23 protein-coding genes are annotated in these 24,197 nt (G+C 38.2%); 3 read left to right on the forward strand and 20 right to left on the reverse strand.

The window, feature by feature from the left end:
- Window position 1: 1 nt before the first annotated feature.
- The 19 genes from ccoO to CVS95_RS03565 form a co-directional block, all read right to left on the reverse strand.
- Window positions 2-667 carry a cytochrome-c oxidase, cbb3-type subunit II gene (gene ccoO / locus CVS95_RS03475; protein WP_084041629.1) on the reverse strand — a complete coding sequence of 222 codons (666 nt, stop codon included), beginning with the start codon at window positions 665-667 and terminating at the stop codon, window positions 2-4.
- Window positions 667-2,154 carry a cytochrome-c oxidase, cbb3-type subunit I gene (ccoN, locus tag CVS95_RS03480; protein ID WP_103640797.1) on the reverse strand — a complete coding sequence of 496 codons (1,488 nt, stop codon included), beginning with the start codon at window positions 2,152-2,154 and terminating at the stop codon, window positions 667-669. Before ccoN ends, ccoO begins: the two co-directional genes overlap by 1 nt.
- Before the next feature lie 92 nt (window positions 2,155-2,246).
- Complete coding sequence (locus CVS95_RS03485) at window positions 2,247-2,930, reverse strand: response regulator transcription factor (protein ID WP_107695580.1); 684 nt, start codon at window positions 2,928-2,930, stop codon at window positions 2,247-2,249.
- Between the two features lie 81 nt (window positions 2,931-3,011).
- Window positions 3,012-3,677 carry a sulfite exporter TauE/SafE family protein gene (locus CVS95_RS03490; RefSeq protein ID WP_234400002.1) on the reverse strand — a complete coding sequence of 222 codons (666 nt, stop codon included), beginning with the start codon at window positions 3,675-3,677 and terminating at the stop codon, window positions 3,012-3,014.
- Between the two features lies 1 nt (window position 3,678).
- Complete coding sequence (gene carA / locus CVS95_RS03495) at window positions 3,679-4,797, reverse strand: glutamine-hydrolyzing carbamoyl-phosphate synthase small subunit (RefSeq protein ID WP_107695581.1); 1,119 nt, start codon at window positions 4,795-4,797, stop codon at window positions 3,679-3,681.
- Entirely contained in the window at window positions 4,797-5,348 is a 552-nt protein-coding gene (locus CVS95_RS03500; protein WP_107695582.1) for a DUF507 family protein, read from the reverse strand. The genes carA and CVS95_RS03500 overlap by 1 nt, the downstream gene beginning before the upstream one ends.
- A 49-nt stretch (window positions 5,349-5,397) precedes the next feature.
- Window positions 5,398-5,838: a hypothetical protein gene (locus tag CVS95_RS03505; RefSeq protein WP_021090558.1), complete on the reverse strand. Its 441-nt coding sequence runs from the start codon at window positions 5,836-5,838 to the stop codon at window positions 5,398-5,400.
- 163 nt (window positions 5,839-6,001) lie between these two features.
- Window positions 6,002-9,262 (reverse strand): carbamoyl-phosphate synthase large subunit, encoded by a 3,261-nt coding sequence (gene carB / locus CVS95_RS03510; protein ID WP_107695583.1) that lies wholly within the window; start codon window positions 9,260-9,262, stop codon window positions 6,002-6,004.
- Window positions 9,262-10,017, reverse strand: coding sequence for a rod shape-determining protein MreC (gene mreC / locus CVS95_RS03515; RefSeq protein WP_084109149.1), 756 nt, complete (start codon window positions 10,015-10,017; stop codon window positions 9,262-9,264). Before mreC ends, carB begins: the two co-directional genes overlap by 1 nt.
- Window positions 10,007-11,044 (reverse strand): rod shape-determining protein, encoded by a 1,038-nt coding sequence (locus CVS95_RS03520; protein ID WP_021090637.1) that lies wholly within the window; start codon window positions 11,042-11,044, stop codon window positions 10,007-10,009. The genes mreC and CVS95_RS03520 overlap by 11 nt, the downstream gene beginning before the upstream one ends.
- A gap of 9 nt (window positions 11,045-11,053) precedes the next feature.
- Window positions 11,054-12,286 (reverse strand): ATP-dependent Clp protease ATP-binding subunit ClpX, encoded by a 1,233-nt coding sequence (clpX, locus tag CVS95_RS03525; RefSeq protein WP_107695584.1) that lies wholly within the window; start codon window positions 12,284-12,286, stop codon window positions 11,054-11,056.
- Window positions 12,286-13,074 carry an acyl-ACP--UDP-N-acetylglucosamine O-acyltransferase gene (gene lpxA, locus CVS95_RS03530; protein WP_107695585.1) on the reverse strand — a complete coding sequence of 263 codons (789 nt, stop codon included), beginning with the start codon at window positions 13,072-13,074 and terminating at the stop codon, window positions 12,286-12,288. The genes clpX and lpxA overlap by 1 nt, the downstream gene beginning before the upstream one ends.
- 21 nt (window positions 13,075-13,095) lie before the next feature.
- Window positions 13,096-13,542, reverse strand: coding sequence for a 3-hydroxyacyl-ACP dehydratase FabZ (gene fabZ, locus CVS95_RS03535; protein ID WP_087585230.1), 447 nt, complete (start codon window positions 13,540-13,542; stop codon window positions 13,096-13,098).
- A gap of 150 nt (window positions 13,543-13,692) precedes the next feature.
- Window positions 13,693-14,766, reverse strand: coding sequence for an epoxyqueuosine reductase QueH (locus tag CVS95_RS03540; RefSeq protein WP_107695586.1), 1,074 nt, complete (start codon window positions 14,764-14,766; stop codon window positions 13,693-13,695).
- A gap of 26 nt (window positions 14,767-14,792) precedes the next feature.
- On the reverse strand, window positions 14,793-15,542 hold the full coding sequence (locus CVS95_RS03545) for an ATP-binding cassette domain-containing protein (protein WP_107695587.1): 750 nt from the start codon (window positions 15,540-15,542) through the stop codon (window positions 14,793-14,795).
- Entirely contained in the window at window positions 15,539-16,219 is a 681-nt protein-coding gene (locus CVS95_RS03550) for an ATP-binding cassette domain-containing protein (protein WP_107695588.1), read from the reverse strand. The genes CVS95_RS03545 and CVS95_RS03550 overlap by 4 nt, the downstream gene beginning before the upstream one ends.
- Complete coding sequence (locus CVS95_RS03555; protein WP_107695589.1) at window positions 16,216-17,016, reverse strand: ABC transporter permease; 801 nt, start codon at window positions 17,014-17,016, stop codon at window positions 16,216-16,218. Before CVS95_RS03555 ends, CVS95_RS03550 begins: the two co-directional genes overlap by 4 nt.
- Complete coding sequence (locus CVS95_RS03560; RefSeq protein WP_107695590.1) at window positions 17,013-17,951, reverse strand: ABC transporter permease; 939 nt, start codon at window positions 17,949-17,951, stop codon at window positions 17,013-17,015. The genes CVS95_RS03555 and CVS95_RS03560 overlap by 4 nt, the downstream gene beginning before the upstream one ends.
- Window positions 17,952-17,963: 12 nt before the next feature.
- On the reverse strand, window positions 17,964-19,496 hold the full coding sequence (locus CVS95_RS03565; RefSeq protein WP_107695591.1) for an ABC transporter substrate-binding protein: 1,533 nt from the start codon (window positions 19,494-19,496) through the stop codon (window positions 17,964-17,966).
- Window positions 19,497-19,668: 172 nt separating this feature from the next.
- Between CVS95_RS03565 and CVS95_RS03570 the strand changes: the two genes are divergently transcribed.
- The gene (locus CVS95_RS03570) at window positions 19,669-22,977 is read left to right on the forward strand and encodes a DUF748 domain-containing protein (RefSeq protein ID WP_107695592.1); all 3,309 of its coding nucleotides are present in this window, start codon (window positions 19,669-19,671) and stop codon (window positions 22,975-22,977) included.
- On the opposite strand, the gene CVS95_RS03575 is transcribed toward CVS95_RS03570, so the two are convergent.
- The gene (locus CVS95_RS03575) at window positions 22,974-23,378 is read right to left on the reverse strand and encodes a hypothetical protein (protein WP_107695593.1); all 405 of its coding nucleotides are present in this window, start codon (window positions 23,376-23,378) and stop codon (window positions 22,974-22,976) included. The genes CVS95_RS03570 and CVS95_RS03575 overlap by 4 nt on opposite strands.
- A 116-nt stretch (window positions 23,379-23,494) precedes the next feature.
- Between CVS95_RS03575 and CVS95_RS03580 the strand changes: the two genes are divergently transcribed.
- Entirely contained in the window at window positions 23,495-23,698 is a 204-nt protein-coding gene (locus CVS95_RS03580; protein ID WP_107695594.1) for a tautomerase family protein, read from the forward strand.
- Window positions 23,695-24,192, forward strand: a complete 498-nt coding sequence (gene bcp / locus CVS95_RS03585; protein ID WP_107695595.1) for a thioredoxin-dependent thiol peroxidase — start codon at window positions 23,695-23,697, stop codon at window positions 24,190-24,192. Before CVS95_RS03580 ends, bcp begins: the two co-directional genes overlap by 4 nt.
- The last annotated feature ends 5 nt before the right edge of the window (window positions 24,193-24,197 follow it).

Below are 24,197 nucleotides of genomic sequence, written 5' to 3' on the forward strand. Positions count from 1 at the left end.
CCTATTTTAGGCTATTTAGATAGGCGATAAGTGCCACGATCTGGCGAATTTCACCCTTTGCAAAGGCACTTTTTACTTGCTCATCTTTCATACTTTCAACGATACTTGCAGCCTGCTCTTTCACGTTGGCATTTGCTTGCTCAAAAGTACCAAGAGCTGGCATATCTTTCTCATCATAAGGCGTGTTAAAGACCTTTTTAACAGTTAGTGCTTCAGCGTAAGCGGTCTCTATATCAGCATTTTTCTTAAATAAAAATGGATATGCTGGCATGATCGAACCTGGCACAACAGAGGCTGGGTTTAACATATGATTTTCATGCCAATCTGTCGTTCTATAATTACCCACACGCATAAGATCTGGGCCCGTTCTTTTTGAACCCCAAAGATGCGGACGATCATAAGCAAATTCGCCACTTAGCGAATACATGCCATATCTATCAGTCTCAGCTTTAAACGGACGTATCATCTGTGAGTGGCAGGTGTTGCAACCATTTTGTATATATATATTTTTTCCAGCAAGCTCTAAAACCGTATAAGGTTTTGTACCCTCAAGTGGCCTAGCTCTATTTGCAAAGTCAGGTAAAATTTCTACTACGCCAGCATAGGCTATGACGATAAATACGCAAACTGCAAAAAAGAATGGATTTTTTTCTAACCAAGCAAACATCACATCACCTCCACATTGGCTTTAGCACCGCCCATAGGCGTTGCACTTTTTGGCTCTGCCAAAATAGCTTTAGCAGAAGTTGATTTGTAGATATTGTAAGCAAACATCAAAAAGCCAATCAAATACAAAAGTCCGCCAATAGCTCTAATGTAATAATAAGGTATAAGTACTACAACAGTATCAATAAATGAGTAGAGTAAATTTCCATAGCTATCAGTTGCTCTCCACATCATACCTTGCGTAATACCAGCAATCCACATCGAAGCAAAGTATAAAACGATACCTGTTGTTTGTATCCAAAATTGAGCTTCCATTAAGGATTTTGAATAAATTTCGCGCTTAAAGATACGTGGTGTCATATGATAAAGTGCCGCCATAGTCATAAAACCAACCCAGCCAAGTGCACCATCATGTACGTGTCCTGGCACCCAGTCAGTATAGTGAGCTAGTGCATTTACAGATTTGATAGCCAAGATAGGGCCTTCAAGAGTTGAAAACATATAAAAAGTTGAAGCTAGAATCATAAATTTAATAAGCGGGCTCTCGCGAAGTTGTGTCCATTCGCCTTTCATTGTAAGAAGCATATTAATAGCTGAACCCCAAGAAGGCAAAATCAAAACAATAGAAAAAACCGAACCCATAGTCTGCATCCAATCAGGCACAGCAGTATATATTAGGTGGTGACCGCCAGCCCAAAGATAGATAAACATAAGGCCCCAGAATGAAAATAACGAAAGCTTATAAGAAAATATTGGCTGTCCGCTCTCTTTTGGCAAGAAGTAATAAATTTGGGCGATGATCGCTACTGTAAATACAAACGCAACTGCGTTGTGACCGTACCACCACTGAACCAAAGCATCATTTGAGCCAGCATACATCGAAACTGAGTGTAGCCATGAGCCATATCCACTAACTAGTCTTGTTGGAATTTCCATGTTATTAAATAGATAAAGCATAGCAACGCCAAGAAATGTAGCAATGTAATACCAAACTGAGATGTAAAGTGTCTTCTCGCGGCGTATACCAATAAGTCCAAATATACTTACGCCCCAAAGCACCCAGACTACTACTACTGCAATGTCTAGTGGCCACTCAAGCTCGGCATACTCCTTAGATGTACTCTCGCCCATAAAAAGTGTCACAACAGCTAGAATCATAACAAGTATATAAAGCCAAAAATGAAGCTTACCAATGAACATCAAAAACGGAGATTCACTCATTGATACTTTTAAAACACGCTGTCCAATGTAATACCAAGTGGCAAATATACCAGAGAGCATAAAACCAAAAATGATACCGTTAGTATGAAGAGGACGCAATCTACCAAATGCCGAATACTCACCAGCTATATAGTTTAGATCAGGACAGGCAAGCTGAAAAGCCACCAAAACACCAATAGCCATGCCAACAATACCAAAAAATATCGTGGAGAACATAAAGAGTTTTGCCACACTATAATCATAATGTAGCAACTGGGATGGTCGCATAAATTTTCCTCCTAGTTAAATTTATATTAATTTTCGGTTATTTTAGAGTAGAAAAACTATAAAAAGACTTAATTAATATAAATTCTCTTTTACTAGGAGAGTCTTCTGTCTATTTTGTAACCAAGTCCAGGAACATTTTTTATAAAATTACTACCGACTTTATCTCTAACACGTTTAACAAAGGTCCTAATAGCAGCCTCTGTTACGCTCTCACCGACCCAAACAACATTTTTTATTTCATCATGAAGCACAAGCGTACCAAGTCTTTTTATGAGTAAAGATATAAATGCAAGTTCTTTTTTTGTAAGAGAAATTTCAACACCATCTCTGATAAGCACACGTTTTATTTTATTAAAACTATATCCATTTGCAACCTGAATAATATTTGCTGTTTCTATTTTATTTTTAGCAACATTTTCTAATGTAACCAAAAAATCATCAAGATCAATCGGCTTTAAAACGTATTTATCAATACCAACATCTATCGCTTTTAGAAGTGTTTCTTTTTCACTATTTGTGCTAAAAACTATAATAGGTGTATCTTTTGAAATTTCTTTAATGCTTTTAGCCATATCAAGGCCATTCATTATAGGCATAAAAACGTCTGTTATAACCATATTTGGATTATATTTTTTAAATTTCTTAAGTCCTTCATCGCCATTTTGAGCAGTGATAACTTTTTCGAATTTATCTCGCATAACTTCTTGTACTATTTTTTTACCATCTCCCTCATTCTCAACGATAAGAACGGTTAGATTATTAAGAATCTTGCTCATTTATTCTTCCTTTTTGGTTATATTTATCAAACATCATAAATTTTGACGCAATTAACAATTATCTCTCTTACTTTAACTATCTTAGGCATTTGCTCTATATCCTAAAAATGATAGATAAATTCCATTTATTATCATTATGCTAGCCGAAATCTTAAACATTATGTCTTTAAATTTTTCATTTAAAATCCCAAATACAAAGCTAGCTAAAAGCATAGCTGGCAATGTACAAAGACCAAATACAAGCATTATAAAAGCCGAATAAATAAAATTTGCACTTAAAATCCCAAGTGCCAAAAAATAATAAACCACACCACAAGGCAAAAAGCCATTTAAAAAACCAAGTAATAAAAAATTTGCTAAATTTTTCTTTTGAATCCTCGTTTTTGCAATTCTTACTACAAAATTAAGTGCCTTTTGATTCTCCACAAATTTTAAAAGCTCGCCCCTAAAAAGCAAGGCAATGCCGATAAACGCGATCGCTAAGCCAACTATAAAAAATATCACACCTCTTGCTTGTATACTAAAGCTAACAACAGCTCCAAAGTAGCCAAATAAAGTTCCTAAAACTACATAAGCAAAAATTCTAGCTAGACTATAAAGTGTGCTTAGCATTAAAATTTCTATTTTATTCTTACCTTTAAAAAATAGAGTCTGCAAGCTCAAAAATCCGCTACACATACCTACACAATGACTAAAACTACTTAAAAATGCAACTGAGATAATCATGTAAAGGTTTATATTTTGCATCTTATAAAATTTCTAAAAACTGCTTAAATATATATTTACTCTCGCTTGGACCGCCACTTGCTTCTGGGTGGTGCTGGACCGAAAAGATCGGATAGTCTTTGTATCTCACGCCTTCGATTGTGTTGTCAAATAAATTTCTATGAGTCACAACAGCTACTTCTGCGATACTCTCAGGTACGTTGTAGTTATGATTTTGTGTTGTTATCTCGATCGCTTTTGTCTCTAAATTTAGCACTGGGTGATTTGCTCCGTGCTGACCAAATTTAAGCTTATATGTCTCGTATCCAAAGGCGTTTGAGAGTAATTGATGTCCAAGACAGATGCCAAATATAGGTATCCTAGCCTCTATCATCTTTTTGATCTCGCCTATTTCGGCCTTTAAATTTTTTGGCTCACCAGGACCATTTGATAAAAATACCCCATTTATCTCGCCATTTTTAAATTTTTCTATTAAAATTTCAGCCTTAGTGTCGTGTGGCACGACAATGACTTCAAGACCAGTTTCACATAGCTCGTTTAAGATATTTCTCTTTACACCAAAGTCAAAAACAGCTATCTTTTTACCAATACTTTTTAGCGGCTTATATGACTTTAAATTTTTATCCCAAGCGCCTTTTTTGTGCTCATACTCGTCCATCGCGCTAACTGTTTTCACGTAGTTTATATTTTCAATACGCCCGCTACTTTCAAGCCTGCGTTTTAGCTCATCTTTATCACTTATCTGCGTTGAGATATAGGCCATAAGCGCACCCTCGTCACGTAGCATCTTTGTTAAATACCTAGTATCAACGTCATAAACGCCAAATTTACCTTGCTCTTCAAAAAATTTTCCCAAAGATTTTTGCGAGCGGTAGTTTGATGGAATTTCATTGTAGCTTCTCATTATAACGCCACTTGCATGAATTCTAAGACTCTCCATATCGTCTTCGTTTATACCTACTATGCCTATTTCTGGCATGGTAAAGACGATAAACTGACCAGCATAGCTTGGATCGCTCATGATCTCTTCATAGCCAGTCATCGAGGTATTAAAAACGAGCTCGCCTGCACACTCACCATGAGCACCAAAAGCTTTTGCTTCTAAAAAAACACCATTTTCAATATAAATGTAAGCTTTCATTAAAGCATACCTCTTTTTTTAAGCTCATCTTGATACAAACGCTCAAAGACAAGATCATATTCATCAGTTCCTGGGATTAGCTTATGTTTATAATTTTGTATCATTTCATAAACATCATCTTCTATCTTCTCATAGCTTTTTAAGTACTCGTCTATTGAGTTATAAATCACATTTTTTACGCGATTTTCAGATACATTATAATCAACAAGACCGCTCTTCCAAATAGTTTCAAGCACTTTGTGAGCGATATTGCTAAATCTATCTTCGTGGGTTAAAATTACATCAAATTCACCTGCGAGCTTCTTTTTAACGAGCCAAAACATATTTTTGCGGTCAATTTGCATAGTTTGCATCTCATCTTCATTTTTCTCCAAAAGCTCATTTACTCGCTCATCTAAAGCTCTTTCTTTTTGAATATCGACTGTTAAAATTTCACTTGTTTTTGCTACGATTGGCTCAATGCCTTTATTTAGTTTTACAAAACCACAATTTAGAAGATCTATTGCTATTTTATGTGAAATATATGGAACGTGTGGGAGTTTTAAACGCATTTTAAACCTTTAAATTTTTATGCCATTTTAACTAAATAAAGGTAAAACTTTACTTTGAAATTTTAACGACTTTATTATTATCGCTTCTTAAAAAATAAATTTCTCTTCGTCCTTCATAAAGTATCTTTCCATCAGTCTTTTGCTCATTTTCTAAATTTGATGAGATATCTAAAGATAGCGATTTACTCATAAAATAATTCTCTCCTAAAGTGCGTCCAAAGTCAGGATACCAACTAAAAGCACAAACTATCAACAAAACTAAATAAAAGGCTCTAAAAATTTTTCTAAAAGGCGCGTAAAAAAAGCAATACCCAAATATAAAAAATACTGGCAAAAGCCATAAGAAAGGTACGTTATCAACAAAAATAACATTAAAATACTCACTTATGCCATAGTAAGAAAAGTAGTTGTTGTAAATTCCAACAAATAGCGTAAAAATAGGAGCAAGGACAAATATAATACCTGTAAAAAAAGCATTTAAAATTTTCATAATCTCTCCTTTTGAGTGAGATTATATTAAACATAAGCTTTAATATTACTAGATTGATGAAAGCTAGACTAAAATTCAAAGCAAAATGCCATATATGGACATCTACTGCTTCCAGCAATACTTTAAAAACAGTTTAGCTATAAGCTAAACTGCCTTAAATTTATTATTTTTTAGATAAATACTCTTGCAAGCTTTTTACTTCAAGTGCTTTGCCAGTTTGAACTGCACTTAGCGACTTAGCAGCAGCAAGTGCTGCGCGGATCGTTGTAAAGTAAGGAATTTTAAATCTAAGCACGTTTTGACGGATCTTTTTACCATCATCCACGCTTGATTTTGTATCGCTTGTGTTAATAACAAGTGCGATATCGCCGTTTTTGAGCCTATCTTCAACGTTTGGTCTGCCCTCACTTATCTTATAGACAAACTCAGCCTCAACGCCAGCTTCGCTTAAAATTTTATGCGTACCACCAGTTGCGATGATGCTAAAGCCAAGCGCTATTAGCTCTTTTGCAAGATCAGGCGCATAAGATTTATCAGCGTCAGCTAGTGTTAAAAATACTCTGCCTTTGCTTGGCAAAGTATTGCTCGCAGCGATCTGACTCTTTGCAAATGAGCTTGCAAAATCGTGACTTATGCCCATTACTTCACCCGTACTCTTCATCTCAGGACCAAGGATGAGATCGGCGCCACTTAGCTTGTTAAACGGCAATACACACTCTTTTACACAAATATGCGAACTTACGCGAGGTTTTAGGATGTCGCCGTCCTCATAAACAACCTTGTAATCATCATAAAATTTAAGCGCCTCACGTAAATTTCCCTGCCACATAACTCTTGTCGCCACCTTAGCCATAGGCACGCCAGTAGCCTTGCTTACAAATGGCACGGTCCTGCTCGCGCGAGGATTTACCTCGATCATATAAAGCTCGTTTTCATAGATAGCAAACTGGATATTCATAAGGCCGACAACGCCTAAATTTAGTGCGATATCTCTGGTTTGCTTCTCTACTTTTTTTATCATCTCATCGCTTAAACTCATCGGTGGCAATATACAAGCTGAGTCACCAGAGTGAATGCCAGCCTCCTCGATATGCTCCATTATCGCGCCGATATAGACCTCTTTTCCGTCACATATCGCGTCTACGTCGAGCTCTTTTGCATCTTGTAAAAATTTATCAAGTAGTACTGGCGAGTGGTTGCTAACTTTGACCGCCTCACTCATATACTCTTTTAGCTCGCTCTCGTTGTGCACCCTTCTCATCGCCCTGCCGCCAAGGACGTAGCTTGGGCGAACTAGCACTGGATAGCCGATAGTCGCGGCCTTTTGCAAGGCTTCTTCTAGGCTAGTAGCGGTGTCATTTTTAGGCTGAAGAACGCCAATTTTATTTATAAATTCGCTAAATTTCTTTCTATCCTCGGCCACATCGATCACTCTTGCGGTTGTTCCGATGATCTTGGCACCGATCACGCTTAGGCGTTTTGCAAATTTAAGCGGAGTTTGTCCGCCAAAATGCACGATCACACCATCTGGCTTTTCGCGCTCGATGACTGATCTAACGTGCTCAAAATCAATCGGCTCAAAGTACAAAATATCGCTCGTGTCGTAGTCGGTTGAGACGGTTTCTGGGTTGCAGTTGTACATTATCGTTTTTATGCCAAGGTCTCTTAGGGCGTAGCTTGCATGTACGCAGCAGTAGTCAAACTCTATGCCCTGGCCGATCCTGTTTGGACCGCCGCCTATTATCATCACCTTTTTAGCGTCTTTTGCAAGCTCTTTTTTAGGAAATTTAGTGATATTTGTAGATGAGTAAAGATATGGTGTTAGTGCCTTAAATTCGCCCGCACAAGTATCAACCTCATTGTATTCAAGCTCGATGCCAAGCTTTTGCCTAGCAAAATAGATATCATTTTGACTAAGCTCAAGATCATCTTTTTCATTTATAAGCACAGCTATCATCTTGTCTGAAAAGCCCATGCTTTTAGCCTCTCGTAGCAGCTCTTCGTTGTTTAATATATCCATGTCGATCTTATCTTCAAATTTAACTATCTCATAAATTTGCTCTAAAAACCAAGGATCGATTTTGCTAAACTCATGCACCTCAGCTACGCTAAATCCATCTCTAAATGCCTGCGCAATATATAAAATTCTCTGCTCGTTTGCATTTCTGATGCCATAAACCAAGGCATTTTTTTCTAAATTTAAGCTATTAAATCCGCAAAGATCACGCTCTAGGCTGCAAAGCGCTTTTTGGATACTCTCTTTAAATGTCCTGCCAATGGCCATAACCTCGCCAACTGACTTCATCGCAGTGCCTAGATATGGGTTTGATCCTGGGAATTTCTCAAATGTAAAACGTGGGATCTTTGTCACGATGTAGTCAATCACCGGCTCAAAGCTAGCAGGTGTGCCTGTGATGTCGTTTTTGATCTCATCTAGACTAAAGCCAACTGCTAGTAGAGTCGCGACCTTTGCGATAGGATAGCCAGTAGCCTTACTTGCTAGCGCCGAGCTTCGGCTAACGCGTGGGTTCATCTCGATAACGATCATACGGCCTGTTTTTGGATCTATGGCAAACTGCACGTTGCTACCGCCCGTATCAACGCCGATCTCGCGAAGTATGGCAAAGCTAGCGTCACGCATAGCCTGATACTCTTTATCTGTTAGCGTTAAAGCTGGCGCAACCGTGATACTATCACCTGTATGCACGCCCATTGGGTCAAAATTTTCGATCGAGCAAACGATGATGCAGTTGTCATTTCTATCTCTAATGACCTCCATCTCGTACTCTTTCCAGCCAAGCAAGCTCTCTTCTATCAAAATTTCATGTATCGGACTTGCGTCAAGGCCAGTGTTGGCTAGCTCTTTAAACTCATCCATATTATAAGCCACGCCGCTTCCTGCGCCACCAAGCGTATAGCTAGCTCTTATGATAAGTGGGAAGCCTATCTCATTTGCCGCATTTAGCGCATCATCCATATTGTAAGCATATCTACTCTCAGGCAGGTCCATACCGATCTTTTGCATGGTCGCTTTAAAAATTTGTCTATCTTCGCCTTTTTTTATCGCTTCTGGGTTTGCACCAAGAAATTTGACATCCTTTAAAAGTCCGCTCTCAAAGACCTCCATAGCGGCATTTAGCGCTACTTGTCCGCCCATCGTTGGCAAGATGGCATCAATATTTTCTTTTTCTATAATCTTTAAAATGCTATCTTTTGTGATCGGCTCTATATACGTTGCGTCGGCGAAATTTGGGTCAGTCATGATGGTGGCTGGGTTTGAGTTGATAAGCACTACGCGGTATCCAAGCTCTTTTAGCGTCTTGGCTGCTTGTGTGCCTGAGTAGTCAAATTCGCAGGCTTGACCGATGACGATAGGGCCTGAGCCGATTAGCAAAATGGTATTTATGTCTGTTCTTTTTGGCATCATTTTTCCTTTGTTACAACGTATAGGTAGTTTGGTATGTTTAGCTTTGCATAGGGCTCAACTATCACACTTTGATAGGAGCTCTCTTTTAAAATTTTACTCACGCGCCCTACTGGCACCCCACTAAAAAATATCCCGTCAAGCCCGCTCGTAAAGACCTCGTCACCCTCTTTTGGGCTGAGCCATTGTGGGATAAATTTCACCATTATTTGGCCTTGATTTCCATGCGCGACGCCTGGAATTTTGTCATTTCCTATATAAACTGCAAATATACTTTTTGGGTCATTTTGCAAGTAAGCTAGTGGCTTGCCATCTTTTGCGATGACGATACCAGCACTATTTCCTTGATAGATGAGCCCGTAAATTTTATTTGGATCGTATCCTTCAAACTCGCTTATCCAAATTTTATTATAATCCCCGATATGCACGTAGCTAAGCCCTTTTACTAGCTTTACAGCTGGGGCATAGGCAGTCGAGTTTTTATCTTTTAAAATTTGATTTAGCTCGTTCGCAAAAGTAGAAAGAAGCGTGGCTGAGCGCTCTAGCTCTTCATTTTGCGCTCTTAGTTTTTCTATCTCACTAGCCTGCCTAAAATACTCGTTTATATAGTCTTTCACGCTTTTAGCAAAATTGTCGTATGAATTTGTAGCATAGTTACTAAACCCGATAGAAAGATTACTTAAAATTTCTCCCTTGAAAACTGAGGCCGTAGCAAGCAATGCTATAAAAACAAAAAGAACAATCTTACTCTTCATTTGTCAGCTGTTGTAAAAGCCCAATCTCTTCAAGTGCCTTGCCAGTTCCTCTAGCAACCGCAAGTAATGGCTCGTCAGCTACAAAAACTGGAAGTTTAACGATATCAGATAAAAATTTATCAAGTCCTCTAATAAGCGCTCCGCCGCCAGTTAGTACGATACCAGTCTCCACGATATCGCCAGCAAGATCAGGCGGCATCATCTCAAGTACGGTTTTAAGCGCATCTGCGATCTCTTTTAGTGGCTCTCTCATCGCCTCTCTTACATCTTCGCTTGTTAGCTCGACTCTACTTAAAAGACCGCTCACTTGGTCACGACCTTTTACCACTACACTTAGCTCTTTTTCAAGCTGTACAGCAGAACCTACGGCGATCTTTATCTCCTCGCCTGTTCTCTCACCTATTAGCAGATTATATTTCTCTTTTATGTAATTAACAATGCTAATATCAATCTTATCGCCAGCTGTGCGGATTGATTTTGAAATAACTAGACCACCAAGCGAGACAACACCTATCTCAGTCGTACCACCACCGATATCAACTACTAGGTTACCTTGTGGCTCACGAACTGGTAAATTTGCGCCAATCGCTGCTGCCATAGGCTCTTCGATCAAAAATACTTCTCTTGCTCCAGCACTTAAAGCACTTTCTCTAACAGCTTTTCTTTCGACCTGGGTTAGCCCATAAGGAACTGAGATGATGATCCTTGGGCGTAAAAAGCTTTTTCTTTTGTGAGTCTTTTCTATAAAATAGCGTATCATGCGCTCAGTCATATCAAAATCTGCAATAACGCCATCTCTCATCGGCCTTATCGCCTCGATATCGCCTGGAGTTTTTCCTACCATCTCTTTTGCAGCATGTCCGACCGCTAAAATTTTTTGTTTGCCATATTTCTCACGCCTTACTGCAACAACAGAAGGCTCATTTATTATTATGCCTTTATCTTTTACCAAAACAAGTGTATTTGCCGTGCCGAGATCTATGCCCATATCACTTGAGAAAAAACCTATAACCTGATCTAAAAACATCTATTTCCTTTATGCTATTTTCTTATCGTGCTTTATTAAAATTGGCTTTGCCTTATCTTTTACAGTCTCTTTTGAGATAACAATATCATACTCTTTTAACTCTGGTAGCTCATACATTATGTCTGTCATAAGCTCTTCCATTATACTTCTAAGCCCTCTGGCTCCAGTCTTTCTCTCAATAGCTAGACTTGCTATCTCTTCAAGTGCTTCATTATCAAATTTAAGCGTAGCACCATCAATCGCACAAAGCTTTTGGTATTGTTTTAATATCGCATTTTTTGGCTCAGTTAAAATTTTAACCATATCTTCTTTTGTTATCTCGTTTAAAGTAGCTACTACGTGAAGTCTGCCAATAAGCTCTGGAATGAGGCCATATCTTACAAGATCGTCTGGCTCAAGTAGGCTTAGTAAATTTTCTTTTTCATTTTTGCCACGTTTTTCTTGGTTAAATCCAAGTACGTTTTTACCAACCCTTCTCTCAATAATATCAAGAAGTCCGTCAAATGCACCACCGCAAACAAATAAGATATTTGTCGTATCTATCTGGATGAAGTCTTGGTTTGGATGTTTTCTACCACCTTTTGGTGGGATGTTCACGACACTTCCTTCGATGATCTTTAAAAGTGCTTGCTGTACGCCTTCGCCTGAAACGTCTCTTGTAATGCTTCTATTCTCACTCATTCTAGCGATCTTATCGATCTCATCTACAAAGACAATGCCCTGCTCCGCCTTTTTAACATCGCCATTTGCAGCTTGTAAAAGCCTAGTAAGGATATTTTCAACGTCCTCGCCGACATATCCAGCCTCAGTTAGGCTTGTCGCATCGCAAATCGCGATAGGCACATCTAAAAATCTCGCCAAAGTCTGAGCCATCAGCGTCTTGCCGCTTCCAGTTGGACCAACAAGCAAGATGTTTGACTTTGAAATTTCGGTGTCGTCTTTGATGTCGCTTTGTTTAAAAATTCTCTTATAGTGGTTATATACGCCGACGCTAAAGACCTTTTTAGCCCTATCTTGACCGATCACGTAGTTATCAAGTACCGCTTTTAGCTCCTTTGGAGTTAGCTTTTGATACTCTATCGCCTCTTCGTTTTTACTCTCTTCTACACTTGTATCACCATGTATCATATCGTATGCTGCTGCTATACAGTACTCGCATATATAGGCGTTTCCTTCGATATCTGCTAATAATCTTCTCTCAGCAGACTCAGCCTCGCCACAAAAATTACACTTTCTAGCCATTAATCTCTTCCTTTTGCAAGCGGAATTCCTCTTGTCGTTTCTAATATAAATTTACACATTTTTTTAACGTTTTCATCGCTGGTTTTTGCTATTAGCTCGTTTGCTTGATCTTTTAGGCTAATGCCTTGATTAAACAAAAATTTATAAGCGCGAACAAGCTCTTCAACCTGTTCTTTGTCAAATCTACGCCTAATGCCAACTAAATTTAAGCTTCTTATATAAGCTCTGTTGCCCTCAGCTAGGCAAAATGGCACTACATCTTGGCTTAGCGCACTAGCCCCTGCGATCATGCAGCTCTCACCCACTCTAACAAACTGATGAATTGGCGTAAGACCGCCCACAACAGCATAATCACCAAGCTCGACGTGACCTGCCAGGGTTGCGTTATTTGCCAAAATGACGTTACTGCCTATTATGCAGTCGTGTGCAATGTGAGAATATGCCATAATAAAGGCATTATCACCAATCCTTGTTATGCCATCGCCCTTGTGCGTGCCTGAGTTTATAGTGCAAAACTCACGTATAGTTGCGTGCTCTCCGATAATAACGCCGGTATCAGTCTCATCTTTATAGCTGATATCTTGTGGGATATCACCTACGATCGCATAGCTAAACACACGAGAGTTATCGCCGATTTTAGTCTTGCCAAGCACCCTTGCGCCTTGCTTTATCGTGACGTTGTTGCCAAGGACCGCATCTTTACTTACAAACGCATAAGCCTCGATATTTGCGTCATCTCCAATGATCGCTCCATCTTCTATAACGGCTGTTTGGTGGATATTTTTCATTGTATCTCTTTTTCTTAAAGCCTATTTATCGACTATCATCGCTTTTAGTTCAGCCTCAGCGCAAAGTGCGTCATCTACGTATGCCTTGCCATCAAGCACCCAGATATTTCCTTTGTGTTTTAGCACATTTAGTCTATACTCTAGTCTATCTCCAGGACGGACCGGATGGCGAAATTTTGCTCCGTCTATGCTCATAAAATAGACTACTTTATTCTCGATACCAGCTTGATGCTCATCACTCATGCTCTTAAACGCTAGCACACCGCCAGCTTGCGCCATACCTTCGATTATCATCACGCCAGGATAGATCGGGTGACCTGGGAAATGCCCCTGAAATATCGGCTCGCCAATGGTTACATTTTTGTAAGCTACGATATTCTTAGCTGGCTCTAGCTCGACAACTCTATCTATAAGTAAAAATGGGAATCTATGTGGAAGAATTTTTTGAATTTCTACGACGTCTATCACGTTTTAGCCTTAGTAATGTAAATTTGTGGCGATTGTAACAAATTTATACTAAGAAAAAAATTATTAGCCTCTTTTAAAAATCTCTAAATTTCGCCTTATGTGGCAAAAATTTAATTCACTGCTTTAAGATAAATTTTATAAACTTACCTTTTAGTCTAAAACCAAAATTTCTTCGCTATCGTTGTAAAAAACAGCCTTTGCGTAAATTTCGTAGCTACCCTTTTTGACCTCGTCTAAGATGATGATAGGATTTTGCGAAAACTCCCCGCTTATCTCACGGCGAAATTTTAGCTCATCATCAAGCTCAAGCGGCCTTTTGCAAAGCTCATCAACGCTTTTAAATTTGCTGTTTGTAAATTTATTAAAGCGCTCTATGCTCATAAATATCGCGCCCTCTTTTAGCTCATCGTCCATTTCGCAGGAATTTTCTACATTTAGCTTCAAATTTTCTCTTTTAAAGCCAGAGTAGAGCACAAAGTAGCTTGGTATCACAGCGTTTTGAAATTTCACACTAGCGCGTAAAAGCCTGTAGTTTAAAAACCTTCTTCTAAAAAGGTGAAATTTCTCTCCCTTTGCCTCGCACTCGCGCACCTTTTTGTAAAGCTCAAGCCTCGCTTCTATGCTGCCATAAAGTGCCCTTGCGTGCAGCTCGCTCATTAGCTCACTTTGGGGCAAATTTTGCGAGTCGCGCTGTTTTTTTAGCGCAAAGACGCAGCCGCAGTAGTTTTGGTGATAGAGTTTGTCCTTTTTAGCGAGGATAAACTGCTCGCTTGTGCCACCATTTTTTCTATAATCAACTGCGACCGCCTCTAAATTTGAGCCAGCCACCGCCTCATCAAGTGCCTTTTTAAGCTGAGTAAAGTCCTTTTTTGGGCTCATCAAAAGTGTCGTCGTGATCTTATTTAGACCAAGCTCAAGTGCCTTTTTAGCGGAGTCTTTCATACGAAAATCAAAGCAGTACTCGCACCTTTTACCCTTTTCTGGCTCGTCTTCAAGCCCCTTTGTGCCACCAAGCCACGCCTCATAGTCGTATTCGCCGCATAAAAGCTTGATGCCTAGCTTCTCGCAGCTTCGCTTCACGTCCTCAAAACGCAGTAAAAATTCGCTATATGGATGTATGTTTGGATCATAAAAATAGCCTACTATTCGTTCATTTGGATGATCTTTTCGTAGGCGCTGTAAAAAGTAGTGGCTATCGACCGAGCAGCAGATATGAACTAGCAAATTTGACCTTTTTTGCTTGCATTATATCAAAGTTTGGCGTCATAAAATTTAGCTGCGTCAAGGTATTTTTTAAGGACATTTTGGCTTGCAAGATCTTCAAATTTACCCCACGCCACCTGCTTGCCGGCCTCGATTATTAGCACTTTTTGTGCTATCTTCATCGCACTTAAAATATCGTGCGTGATAAAAATAATGCTGATCTTTTCATCTAAGCTTAAAAGCAAATTTACGATCTTTTGCTTTGTCTCGTTATCAAGCCCGCTTGTTATCTCGTCGCAGATTAAGACCTTTGGCTTTGAAAGAAGCGCTAGCAGTATCCCGACCCTTGTCGCCTCGCCTCCACTTAGTTGAGAGTGGAATTTTTCTAAAATTTCATCTTTTAAATTTAAATTAGCTAAAAGCTCTTTAAGCTCATTTTCACTAAAGCTAAGCTTGAGATATGACCTCACGTGAGCGATTGCGGTTTTTACTTTTAGCGCTGGATTTAGGGCTTGTTTTTGATTTTGCAAGATATATCTGATGTCTTTTTTGAGCTCATTTTTGTCCGTGATCTCTTCATCGTTTATGTAAATTTTGCCCCCACTTTTTGGTTCGCTAAATGATATGAGCTTTGCAAGCGTACTTTTTCCACTGCCACTTTGACCCAAAATGGCTAAATTTTCGCCATCATCAAGCTCAAAATTTATCCCCTCTAAAAGATGCAGCACTTCGGCTCTAGCGTTAAAATGCTCCTTAAAACTTAAACTTTTTGAGACGTTTTCAAGCCTTATTTTCACGCATTTTCCTTTAAATTTAGCCGCCCATCTCTCATCTGCCAAATCTCATCGCTAAGATAGTTTGTCAGCGCCTCATCATGCGAGATAAAGATGACGCTTATCTTGCCTTTTAAGCCCTCTAAGATGCCTGCTACTTGGCCTCCGCTAATGCTATCAAGCCCACTTGTTATCTCGTCGCAGATCAAAATTTTTGGCTTCAGGCAAAGCGCCAGAGCTATCTGCACGCGGCTCGCCTCACCGCCACTTAGCTCATATGAGTATTTGTGCCAGATGAGATTAGCATTACCCAGTCCAAACTCCATAAAATAAGCAAACGCAAGCTCTTTATTTGATTTATTATCGCCACCAAGATAGGCGTTAAAGTGATCGCCCACATTTAAGAGTGGATGAAGGCTGGCAACGGAGTTTTGAAAGATAAGTGCAGCAACCTTTTTTCGGTGCTCTTTTAGATCATTTTGACTAAGTTTTAAGATATCTTTTTTATAAATGCTAAATTTATCCGCCCTCACTCTAAAATTATCATCAAAAAGCCTTATTAGGCTCTTTGCAAAGAGCGATTTGCCACTGCCACTTGCACCCGTGATACCTATAAATTTACCCTCGCTCATGCCAAAATCAAGCTCACGCAAAAGCTTCTTATCCTTATAAAAAACGTTTAAATTTTTAATCTCTATCATATTTTTATATTGCCATTTTTTGAATTTGACGTGATGATCGAGGTTGCGAGAATGAGCAAAAAGAGCGTCACGCCAGGGAAAAGCACCATCCACCAAGAGCCCAGAAAAAGCGCCTCTTTGCTCTCATTTAACATGATGCCAAGGCTTATTTTATTTGCGTCGCTACCCACGCCAAAAAAGCCAAGTGTGGCCTCCATGACGACTGCGTTTATCGCGTTTATGCCAAAGATACTAACTATTAGATGCTTTAAATTTGGCAAAATTTCAAAGCAGATCAGGCTAAATTTACCAGCTCCATTTATCACAGCCTGCTCGGCGTAGTCGCACTTTTTACTAAGTCTAAAATTTTGCATAAAGACTTTTGCGCCTTGCATAAAGGAGCAAATGGCGATGATAAAAGAGGTGATAAGCAGATCTCCGCTACTAAACGAGCTAAAAAGCATGATAAAAACGATGTTTGGGGTGCTTAAAAAGGCATCAATCCCCTTATCAAAAAGGCTCTCGTAAATTTTGCTCTTGCTCGTGCCAAAATAGGCATATATGAGCGAAAAAAGTGTCGTTAAAAAGCCAGCAAGAAGCAAGATAAGAAGCGAGTTTTTAAGCGCGTAGGCCATTCTTATGAGATTGTCCCTGCCTAGGATGTCAGTGCCAAAGATATGCTCGCTACTTGGAGCTAAATTTACCGCCATAAAGTCAGTGAAATTTGGCTCAAATTTAGAGAAAAATGGCGTCACAAAGGCAAATATGACAAGTGACAAAAACACAAAACAGGCTAGAAAAAATATGACTTTTCTCATAAATTTCTCTTATCTGCCAAGATAGCGAAAATTTTAGCCAGTAAATTTGCAAAAACAACAAAAACAGCCGTTAGTAAAATGGTCGCAAGTGCGACTGGATAGTCTTTGGCGATGACTGCATCAAGGCTAAGCTTGCCTATGCCCGGAAATGAAAAAATGCTCTCGATAACATATGAGCCAGCAAAAACGCCAGCCACAAGTGTGGCGAAATAATAGACTATATCGGTGCTTGCGTGCTTTATGGCAAAAAGATAAATTTTGCCCCGCCCCAAACCTCTAGCGTGAGCCGTCTGGATAAAGTCAGCGTTTAGGCTTTGATTTAGCCTGTCTCTTACAAATTTCACGTTTGCGCCAAGGTGTGGCAAGATGATGGCAAGCGTTGGCAAGATGATAAATTTAGCTCCCACCCCACTAGATCCTAGCTCGTTTGCCCCAAAGCTTGGCAGCATGTTTAGATAGACGCTAAAGATCGCTATTAGCACGAGTGCGATGTAAAAATGCGGTAGTGATGCCAGCAAAAAGGAGCTAAAATTTATAAAGATATCGGCAAATTTATTTTTATAAATGGCGCTTAAAAGCCCCAAGAAAAATGACAAAAAAACTATCAGAAAAAACGAAGCAAAAAATAAGATAAGAGAGTTTAAAAGTCTCTCTTTAATGAGTAAAAAAACGCTTGCTCCACTTACAAAGCTAGTGCCAAAGTCCCCAGTGACAAAGTGAGCTAGCCATCTAAAATACTGCACAAAAAAGCCATCTTTTAGCCCCAAATTTTCTAAAATTTGCTCTTTTATAGCCACACTCACCGCCTCACTTCGCAAAAACATCGCATCAGTGACGTTTCCTGGCAAAAAATATATGAGCAAAAATAGAAAAAATGAGATAAAAAACAGCAACCCAAGGCTTGAGATAGCTGTTTTTAAAATGGCTCTAAACAAAGCTTTTATCCACTATTTTACTTGCCACTCTCTTATGTTCCATAAAAATCCAGCCCCATGGTGACCTAAAATTTGCGTCTTTATGCCTGAAATTTTATTGTTAAAGACGAGCGGATAGCCAAGATAGGCTATGAAAATATAAGGTGGATTTTCAAAAAGCGCTTTTAGAAATTCTTTGTAGTATTTTTTTCTAAGCTCCACATCCTTTGTATATCTTGCATTTTTTAGGGCAAGATCGACATTTGCGTCTTTGTAGTGGTTAAAATTCCAGCCATTTTCATTTATGCTCACATCGGCAAATCCACCAAAGATCCTATACGTGTGAAAATCTGGGTCAAACGGGCTTCCCCAGCCAATAATAAAGCTATCAACCTCGCTTATGCTAAAGGCTGTTCTTGGCTTTGCGTAGGCCTTGACTCTCACGCCAAATTTATTTAGCTCACTGCTTAAAATTTTGGCTAGATTGACCCTTAAGATGTCGTTATTAAAGGCGTAGATGTCAAAGCCAAGCTCCTTGCCGTCCTTTTCAAAAAAGCCAGCCTTGTTTTTCTTAAAGCCGCTCTTTTCAAGTAGCTCTTTGGCCTTTTGCGGATCGTAGCTAAATTTAAACTCACCGTCATTTGCAAAGCTTTTTTCTATCGGATTATTCGCTACGCTTGCATATCCGTGAAATAAATTTTTAACTATCTCATCTTTATTTACCGCGTAGTTTAGGGCGATTCTTACATTTTTATCTTGAAAAAGAGGATCATTAAAGTTAAACATCAAAGCTCTATAGTCCGCACTTTTAAACTTAAGTAGGCTAAGCTTTTTATCATCTTTTATGAAATTTACACCAGTTGGAGAGATGAGTGCGACGTCGATCTCACCACTTTTAAGCCCAACGAGCCTTAAATTTTCATCACCAACAATTTTAAAAAATACCCTTTTTATCTTTGGCTCACCCTTGTAAAATTTCTCATTTGCCACAAATTCCAAGCTCTCATCTTTTTTCCATTTTACTAGCTTGTATGCGCCAGTTCCTACTGGAGCCTCGTTAAATTTATCGGTTGAGATATCTTTGCCTTTTAAAATGTGCTCAGGCAAAACGCCAAAGCTAAGCGCATCAAGAAATGGCGGAAACGGCTCATTAAGCGTAATCTTTACTTTATAATCGTCTAAAATTTCAACGCTTTTTACGACTTCATAATTTGAGATAGCAGGCGCGTTTAGCTTCTTGTCTTGAGCCGCTTCAATGGTAAATTTAACGTCCTTTGCACTAAATTTCACCCCGTCATGCCAAAAGGCATCATCTCTTAGCTCAAAAACATACTCCAGCCCATCATCGCTCACCTGCCAAGACTTCGCAAGCTCAGGCACGACGTGGCTATTTTCATCGTGGCTCGTCAGTCCCGAGAAAACTAGTGAAAGCGTAGGATCGTGATCTTCGTCGTAAAGTGGATTTATACGAGGTGTTTGCTCCTCGATAGCGACCACAACGGTATTTTCATTTGCATAAGAAAGAGCACCGAACAACAAAAAAAAGACAAGCAAAATTTTCTTCATCACAATCCCCTTTGTTTAAAAATATTTCTGCATAGTAATACGAATCGTATAAAAGTGTTATTAAGCTGAATGTAAATTTATAGTATAGAAGTTTTAAATTTCTAACTATCTTTTAACCTTTTTTGAAGTAAAATCTCTCCCTATTTTAGATAACAACAAGGCAAATTTTACAATGAATAAAAATAAAAAAACAGCACTTATTTCAGCCATCTGCGTAGTTTCACTTTTAGTTATTTATACTATTCTTGGATTTTTTGGAGTACCTTATGGCATTAAAAATATCGCTCCAAAATATCTAAAAGACTACAACGCAACGCTTTTTGTGGAAAGTGCTAAATTTAATCCATTTACCTTTGAGCTAAATGCTACAAATGCTGAGCTAAACACTACTTCACCACTTTTTAGCACAAAGCAAATCGACGTCAAGCTAAAGCCATTTTCTATTTTTAAAAAATTAGTTGAAGTTGATATTTTTAGGCTTCAAGAGCCAAATGTCAAAATTTTAAGGGATAAAAATTCAAAATTTAACTTTAGTAATTTTATAAGCAACGATAACTCAACTACCGAAGATAACAGCACTAGCTCTATAAATTTTGCTCTAAATAACGCAAAAATCATCAAAGGCTCATTTTCATATAGCGATCAAAATTTAACAAAGCCATTTAACGTAAATTTTGATGATATAAACTACGAGCTAAGCTCGCTAAATACGAAGAAAAATAGTGCAGGTAGCCACATCTTTGACTCAAACTCGACTCTAGCTCACAAAATCGATCTAAATGGCGATATCAAGCTAAATCCACTAAAAATCGAGGGCAATATCAGCATAAAGGATTTTAGTATCGATCCAGTCGCGATTAGCTTTATCGATAACGACACGCTAAATCTTAAAAATGCGGTCATAAATTTAGGAATAAATTACGCTTTAATTGCCGACGAGAACGCTACAAATATAAATTTAAAGGACAGCTTTTTAAATATAAAATCACTAAGCATAGATGAGGGTAAAAACGAACTAAGACTTGGTGAGCTAGAGCTTCCAAAATTTGATCTATCAAGCAAAATAGCAGACAAGATAGATGCTAAATTAGAGTTAAATGCCATAAATTTAAGCGATGTGTCATTTAAAAATGCAATAACAGCAAGCTTAAAATCACTAAATTTAAACGATATTTCGCTTTTAGCAAATTTAAATGAAAAAAGTGAGCTAAATGCGATAGCTGCACTAAATAGCATGAATGCAAACGCCCTAAAAATAGACGAAACTGGTAAAAATTTAGTAAATCTAAAAGATATAAATGCCTCAAATTTAAATGCAAATTTAGCAAATAACAAAACCACTTTAACGCTTGAAAAAATAGTGTTTGATGACATCAATGCTCCACTTAGCAAAAATGCGAATGCAAATGTGGCAGGGACTAAAATCTCAAACATTAGCTTCACTCAAGATACTAATAAAAGCCTTGCAACTCTTGATGAGCTTAGTATAAATGGCATAAATTTAAAGGCAAAAAATAAAGAAATTTTAGATATCGCTGATGTGCTTACAAAAACGATCAAATTTGATATTTTAAATATGGCTTTGAATGCCGAGAATATCGATATAAATAGACCAAAATTTAACTCGGAGTTAAATGGTAGTGGCTTAAGTGCGATAAACCAGCTTGGACTTGGTGAGCAAGAGCCAGCAAAAACAGCCAATCATCGCACTAAAGCTAAAAAAGAGAATACACCAGCTTCAAAAAGCAAAGAGAGTGAGTTTAAATTTGATATAAAAAATATCAATGTAAATAACGCCAATATCGCTTTGACACATCTTTTTGAGAGCGAGAAGATCGCTCATAAATTTGATAATTTATTTGTAAAAATAGCAAATTTAAGTAGCGATTTTAGTAAGCCATTTGACGCAAAAGTGGATATGAAAAGCTCGCAAAAGCTAAATTTAGACCTAACTTCAAAAATCAAACTTGAACCACTTGATATAACTGCTAAAATCAAACTTGAAGATAAAAATTTGCCAAAATATTTCGCCTACGCAAAGCCATTTTTAGAGGCGGATCTTTCAAGTGGAGAGATGAGTGCAAACGCCGAGCTTCACTATGCAAAAGATATAAAAGCGGACGCAAAGCTTAGCGTAAAAGATATTAGATTAGATGATAAAAATAAAGAAAAATTAATCGCATTTAAAAGTTTAGATGTAGATAAAATTTCACTTTTTAAAGATAATCTTGAAATTACTGGAGTTGCTTTAAATTCGCCATTTATCAAGGCTCATCTAAGTAAAGAACGTGAATTTAACCTAAGCAAAATCGTAAAAGAAGATAAAAGCAAAGCCCAAAATGAGCAAAAAACTGAGAGCAAAAAAGTAGCTAGTAAAAAAGATGACGAGCTAAATTTTAGCATCAAAAATTTCTCACTTAACAACGGCGAGGTTGATTTTTCAGATGCGTCACTATTTATGCCATTTGCTACAAAAATTTCAAATCTAAATGGCAAGCTAACTGACATCGATAAAAAACGTCCGAGTTCGGGCGAGTTTAAAGGCACAGTTGGTAAAAATGGCTTTTCTCAGATTACAGCAAAATTATTTCCTTTTGAGCTAAAGCAAAATACCGACATTAAGCTTGATTTTAAAGACATCGATCTAATCGACATAACGCCATATAGTGGGCAATTTTTGGGCTATAAAATAAAAAAAGGTAAGTTAAATTTAAATCTAAATTATAGCGTTGTTGATTCAAAACTAAATGGCTCAAATCTTATAAATTTTGACACACTCACACTTGGAGAAAAGGTTGATTCAAAAGATGCTGTAAATTTACCACTTTCGCTTGCTATATCGATATTAAGCGATCAAAATAACCAAATAAATATCGACCTGCCAGTTGAAGGAAATTTAGACGATCCTGACTTTAAATATGGCGGTGTCATTTGGGCTGCTGTTAAAAAGCTCTTTGCAGACATTACGTTAGCTCCGTTTAGATTTTTAGGTAATGCTCTAGGACTTGGCAGCAAGGATCTAAGCTCTATTGATTTTCTTGCTGGAAGTAGCGAGCTAATAAGCTCAGAAGCACCAAAAATAGCTGATTTTATAAAATTAACCACTGCAAAGCCTATGATGAAACTTAGCATCACGCCTACTTACTCCGAGATAGATGTGCTCTACTTTAAAGAAAAAAAGCTTGATCAAAAGATAAATCAAATAATCGCCTCAAGTGGCAAAGATTATATTACCGTGCTAAATTCTCTCGTTCCAAGCGCTAAAGATAAAAACGATAAGGCCTTAAGAGAAGAGGCAATAAAAACCATCGAAGTAGATAAGGAAAAGCTAGTTGAGCTATCAAATGAGCGTGCAAATGCAGTAAAAGAAGCACTCATAAAGGGTGGGCTTGAGACTGGCCGCATAAAAGTAAATGATGCAACAAGCTCAGAGCCTAAGCAAAACACCTACACAAGCGTGCTTATGGGAGTGGCGAACTAAATTTCATTTATCTCGCTGCTTCTTGCGTTATAAACAAACCAGCTAAGAAGCATGAGCATCATAAATGCGCCAAAGACTAGGCTTGTGTAAAAATATAAGCTAAAGCCTTCGCCTAGCAAATTTGCATTGTGAAGAGCGATCATAACGCCAGCAAGTGAAATTAAATAGCCAATTAGCTTAATGATAAAAATTTTTGGATTTACAAGGATGAGTAAAAGCCCGCAAAGCATGACACCAAGGGCTATTTGTAAATTTAAAATATCGGTTTGAGCACTTGAGCCAAATGTCAAAAAACCAAGCAAAAATATGACTAAAAACATCAAAACAGCATAAACTGACCTGCTTCGTCCAAAGCTATACATAAAGCAAACAAAGCCTTTGTTATGTTTGTTGTAGTCCATTTTTCGCTCCTATGTAACAAGTTTTTGTATTTTAATGCCAAATTCTTAAATAAAGGCTTTAATCTGAAATTTCACTCATTTTGGCTAATATTTTACATCTTAAAAAGGAGCAAAAAATGCCTTATGTTAATATCAAAATAGCAGGTCCAGAGCCGACAAAAGAGCAAAAAGATCAAGTTTTTAAAGAGGTGACCGAGACGCTTGTAAGAGTGCTTAGCAAGAAAAAAGAGGCGGTTATGATCTTCATAGAAACTCACGATGCTAGCAATATCGGCGTAGGCGGCGAGAGCGTAGAAGATAAGAGAAAGGGGATGAAATGAGCGAATTTAGCAAAGCAGACATTGAGAGAAAGATAACGCTTGAAGTTGGTGATAAAGCACCAGAGTTTGAAGCGCTAAATCAAGACGGCGTAAAGGTCGCACTAAAGGACTTTGTGGGTAAAAATGTGGTGCTTTACTTCTATCCAAAAGACAACACTCCGGGCTGCACGACTGAGGCTTGCGAATTTAGCGCGAACTACGATCAGTTTATCAAAAACGACACAGTTATCATCGGCGTTAGCCCAGATAGTGTGAAGTCACATGCGGGCTTTATCGCAAAGCAAAATTTAAAGCACATTCTATTAAGCGATGAGAATAAAGAAATTTCAAAGCTTTATGGCGTTTGGCAAGTTAAGAAAAACTACGGCAAAGAGTATCTTGGCATCGTAAGAAGCACATTTGTGATCGGCAAAGACGGCAAGATAGTTAAAATTTATAAAAGCGTAAAAGCCAAAGACCACGCCGCAAAAGTGCTAGCTGATCTTGTAAAATAAGGAGC

Source organism: Campylobacter concisus (assembly GCF_003048905.1).
In the GTDB taxonomy this organism is placed as follows: domain Bacteria; phylum Campylobacterota; class Campylobacteria; order Campylobacterales; family Campylobacteraceae; genus Campylobacter_A; species Campylobacter_A concisus_V.

Excerpts from the sequence above, each read along its gene's own strand:
- ccoO (WP_084041629.1), bottom strand. The coding sequence starts at position 667 with ATGTTTGCTTGGTTAGAAAAAAATCCATTCTTTTTTGCAGTTTGCGTA.
- ccoN (WP_103640797.1), bottom strand. The coding sequence starts at position 2,154 with ATGCGACCATCCCAGTTGCTACATTATGATTATAGTGTGGCAAAACTC.
- CVS95_RS03485 (WP_107695580.1), bottom strand. The coding sequence starts at position 2,930 with ATGAGCAAGATTCTTAATAATCTAACCGTTCTTATCGTTGAGAATGAG.
- CVS95_RS03490 (WP_234400002.1), bottom strand. The coding sequence starts at position 3,677 with ATGCAAAATATAAACCTTTACATGATTATCTCAGTTGCATTTTTAAGT.
- carA (WP_107695581.1), bottom strand. The coding sequence starts at position 4,797 with ATGAAAGCTTACATTTATATTGAAAATGGTGTTTTTTTAGAAGCAAAA.
- CVS95_RS03500 (WP_107695582.1), bottom strand. The coding sequence starts at position 5,348 with ATGCGTTTAAAACTCCCACACGTTCCATATATTTCACATAAAATAGCA.
- CVS95_RS03505 (WP_021090558.1), bottom strand. The coding sequence starts at position 5,838 with ATGAAAATTTTAAATGCTTTTTTTACAGGTATTATATTTGTCCTTGCT.
- carB (WP_107695583.1), bottom strand. The coding sequence starts at position 9,262 with ATGCCAAAAAGAACAGACATAAATACCATTTTGCTAATCGGCTCAGGC.
- mreC (WP_084109149.1), bottom strand. The coding sequence starts at position 10,017 with ATGAAGAGTAAGATTGTTCTTTTTGTTTTTATAGCATTGCTTGCTACG.
- CVS95_RS03520 (WP_021090637.1), bottom strand. The coding sequence starts at position 11,044 with ATGTTTTTAGATCAGGTTATAGGTTTTTTCTCAAGTGATATGGGCATA.
- clpX (WP_107695584.1), bottom strand. The coding sequence starts at position 12,286 with ATGGCTAGAAAGTGTAATTTTTGTGGCGAGGCTGAGTCTGCTGAGAGA.
- lpxA (WP_107695585.1), bottom strand. The coding sequence starts at position 13,074 with ATGAAAAATATCCACCAAACAGCCGTTATAGAAGATGGAGCGATCATT.
- CVS95_RS03550 (WP_107695588.1), bottom strand. The coding sequence starts at position 16,219 with ATGATAGAGATTAAAAATTTAAACGTTTTTTATAAGGATAAGAAGCTT.
- CVS95_RS03555 (WP_107695589.1), bottom strand. The coding sequence starts at position 17,016 with ATGAGAAAAGTCATATTTTTTCTAGCCTGTTTTGTGTTTTTGTCACTT.
- CVS95_RS03565 (WP_107695591.1), bottom strand. The coding sequence starts at position 19,496 with ATGAAGAAAATTTTGCTTGTCTTTTTTTTGTTGTTCGGTGCTCTTTCT.
- CVS95_RS03570 (WP_107695592.1), top strand. The coding sequence starts at position 19,669 with ATGAATAAAAATAAAAAAACAGCACTTATTTCAGCCATCTGCGTAGTT.
- CVS95_RS03575 (WP_107695593.1), bottom strand. The coding sequence starts at position 23,378 with ATGGACTACAACAAACATAACAAAGGCTTTGTTTGCTTTATGTATAGC.
- CVS95_RS03580 (WP_107695594.1), top strand. The coding sequence starts at position 23,495 with ATGCCTTATGTTAATATCAAAATAGCAGGTCCAGAGCCGACAAAAGAG.
- bcp (WP_107695595.1), top strand. The coding sequence starts at position 23,695 with ATGAGCGAATTTAGCAAAGCAGACATTGAGAGAAAGATAACGCTTGAA.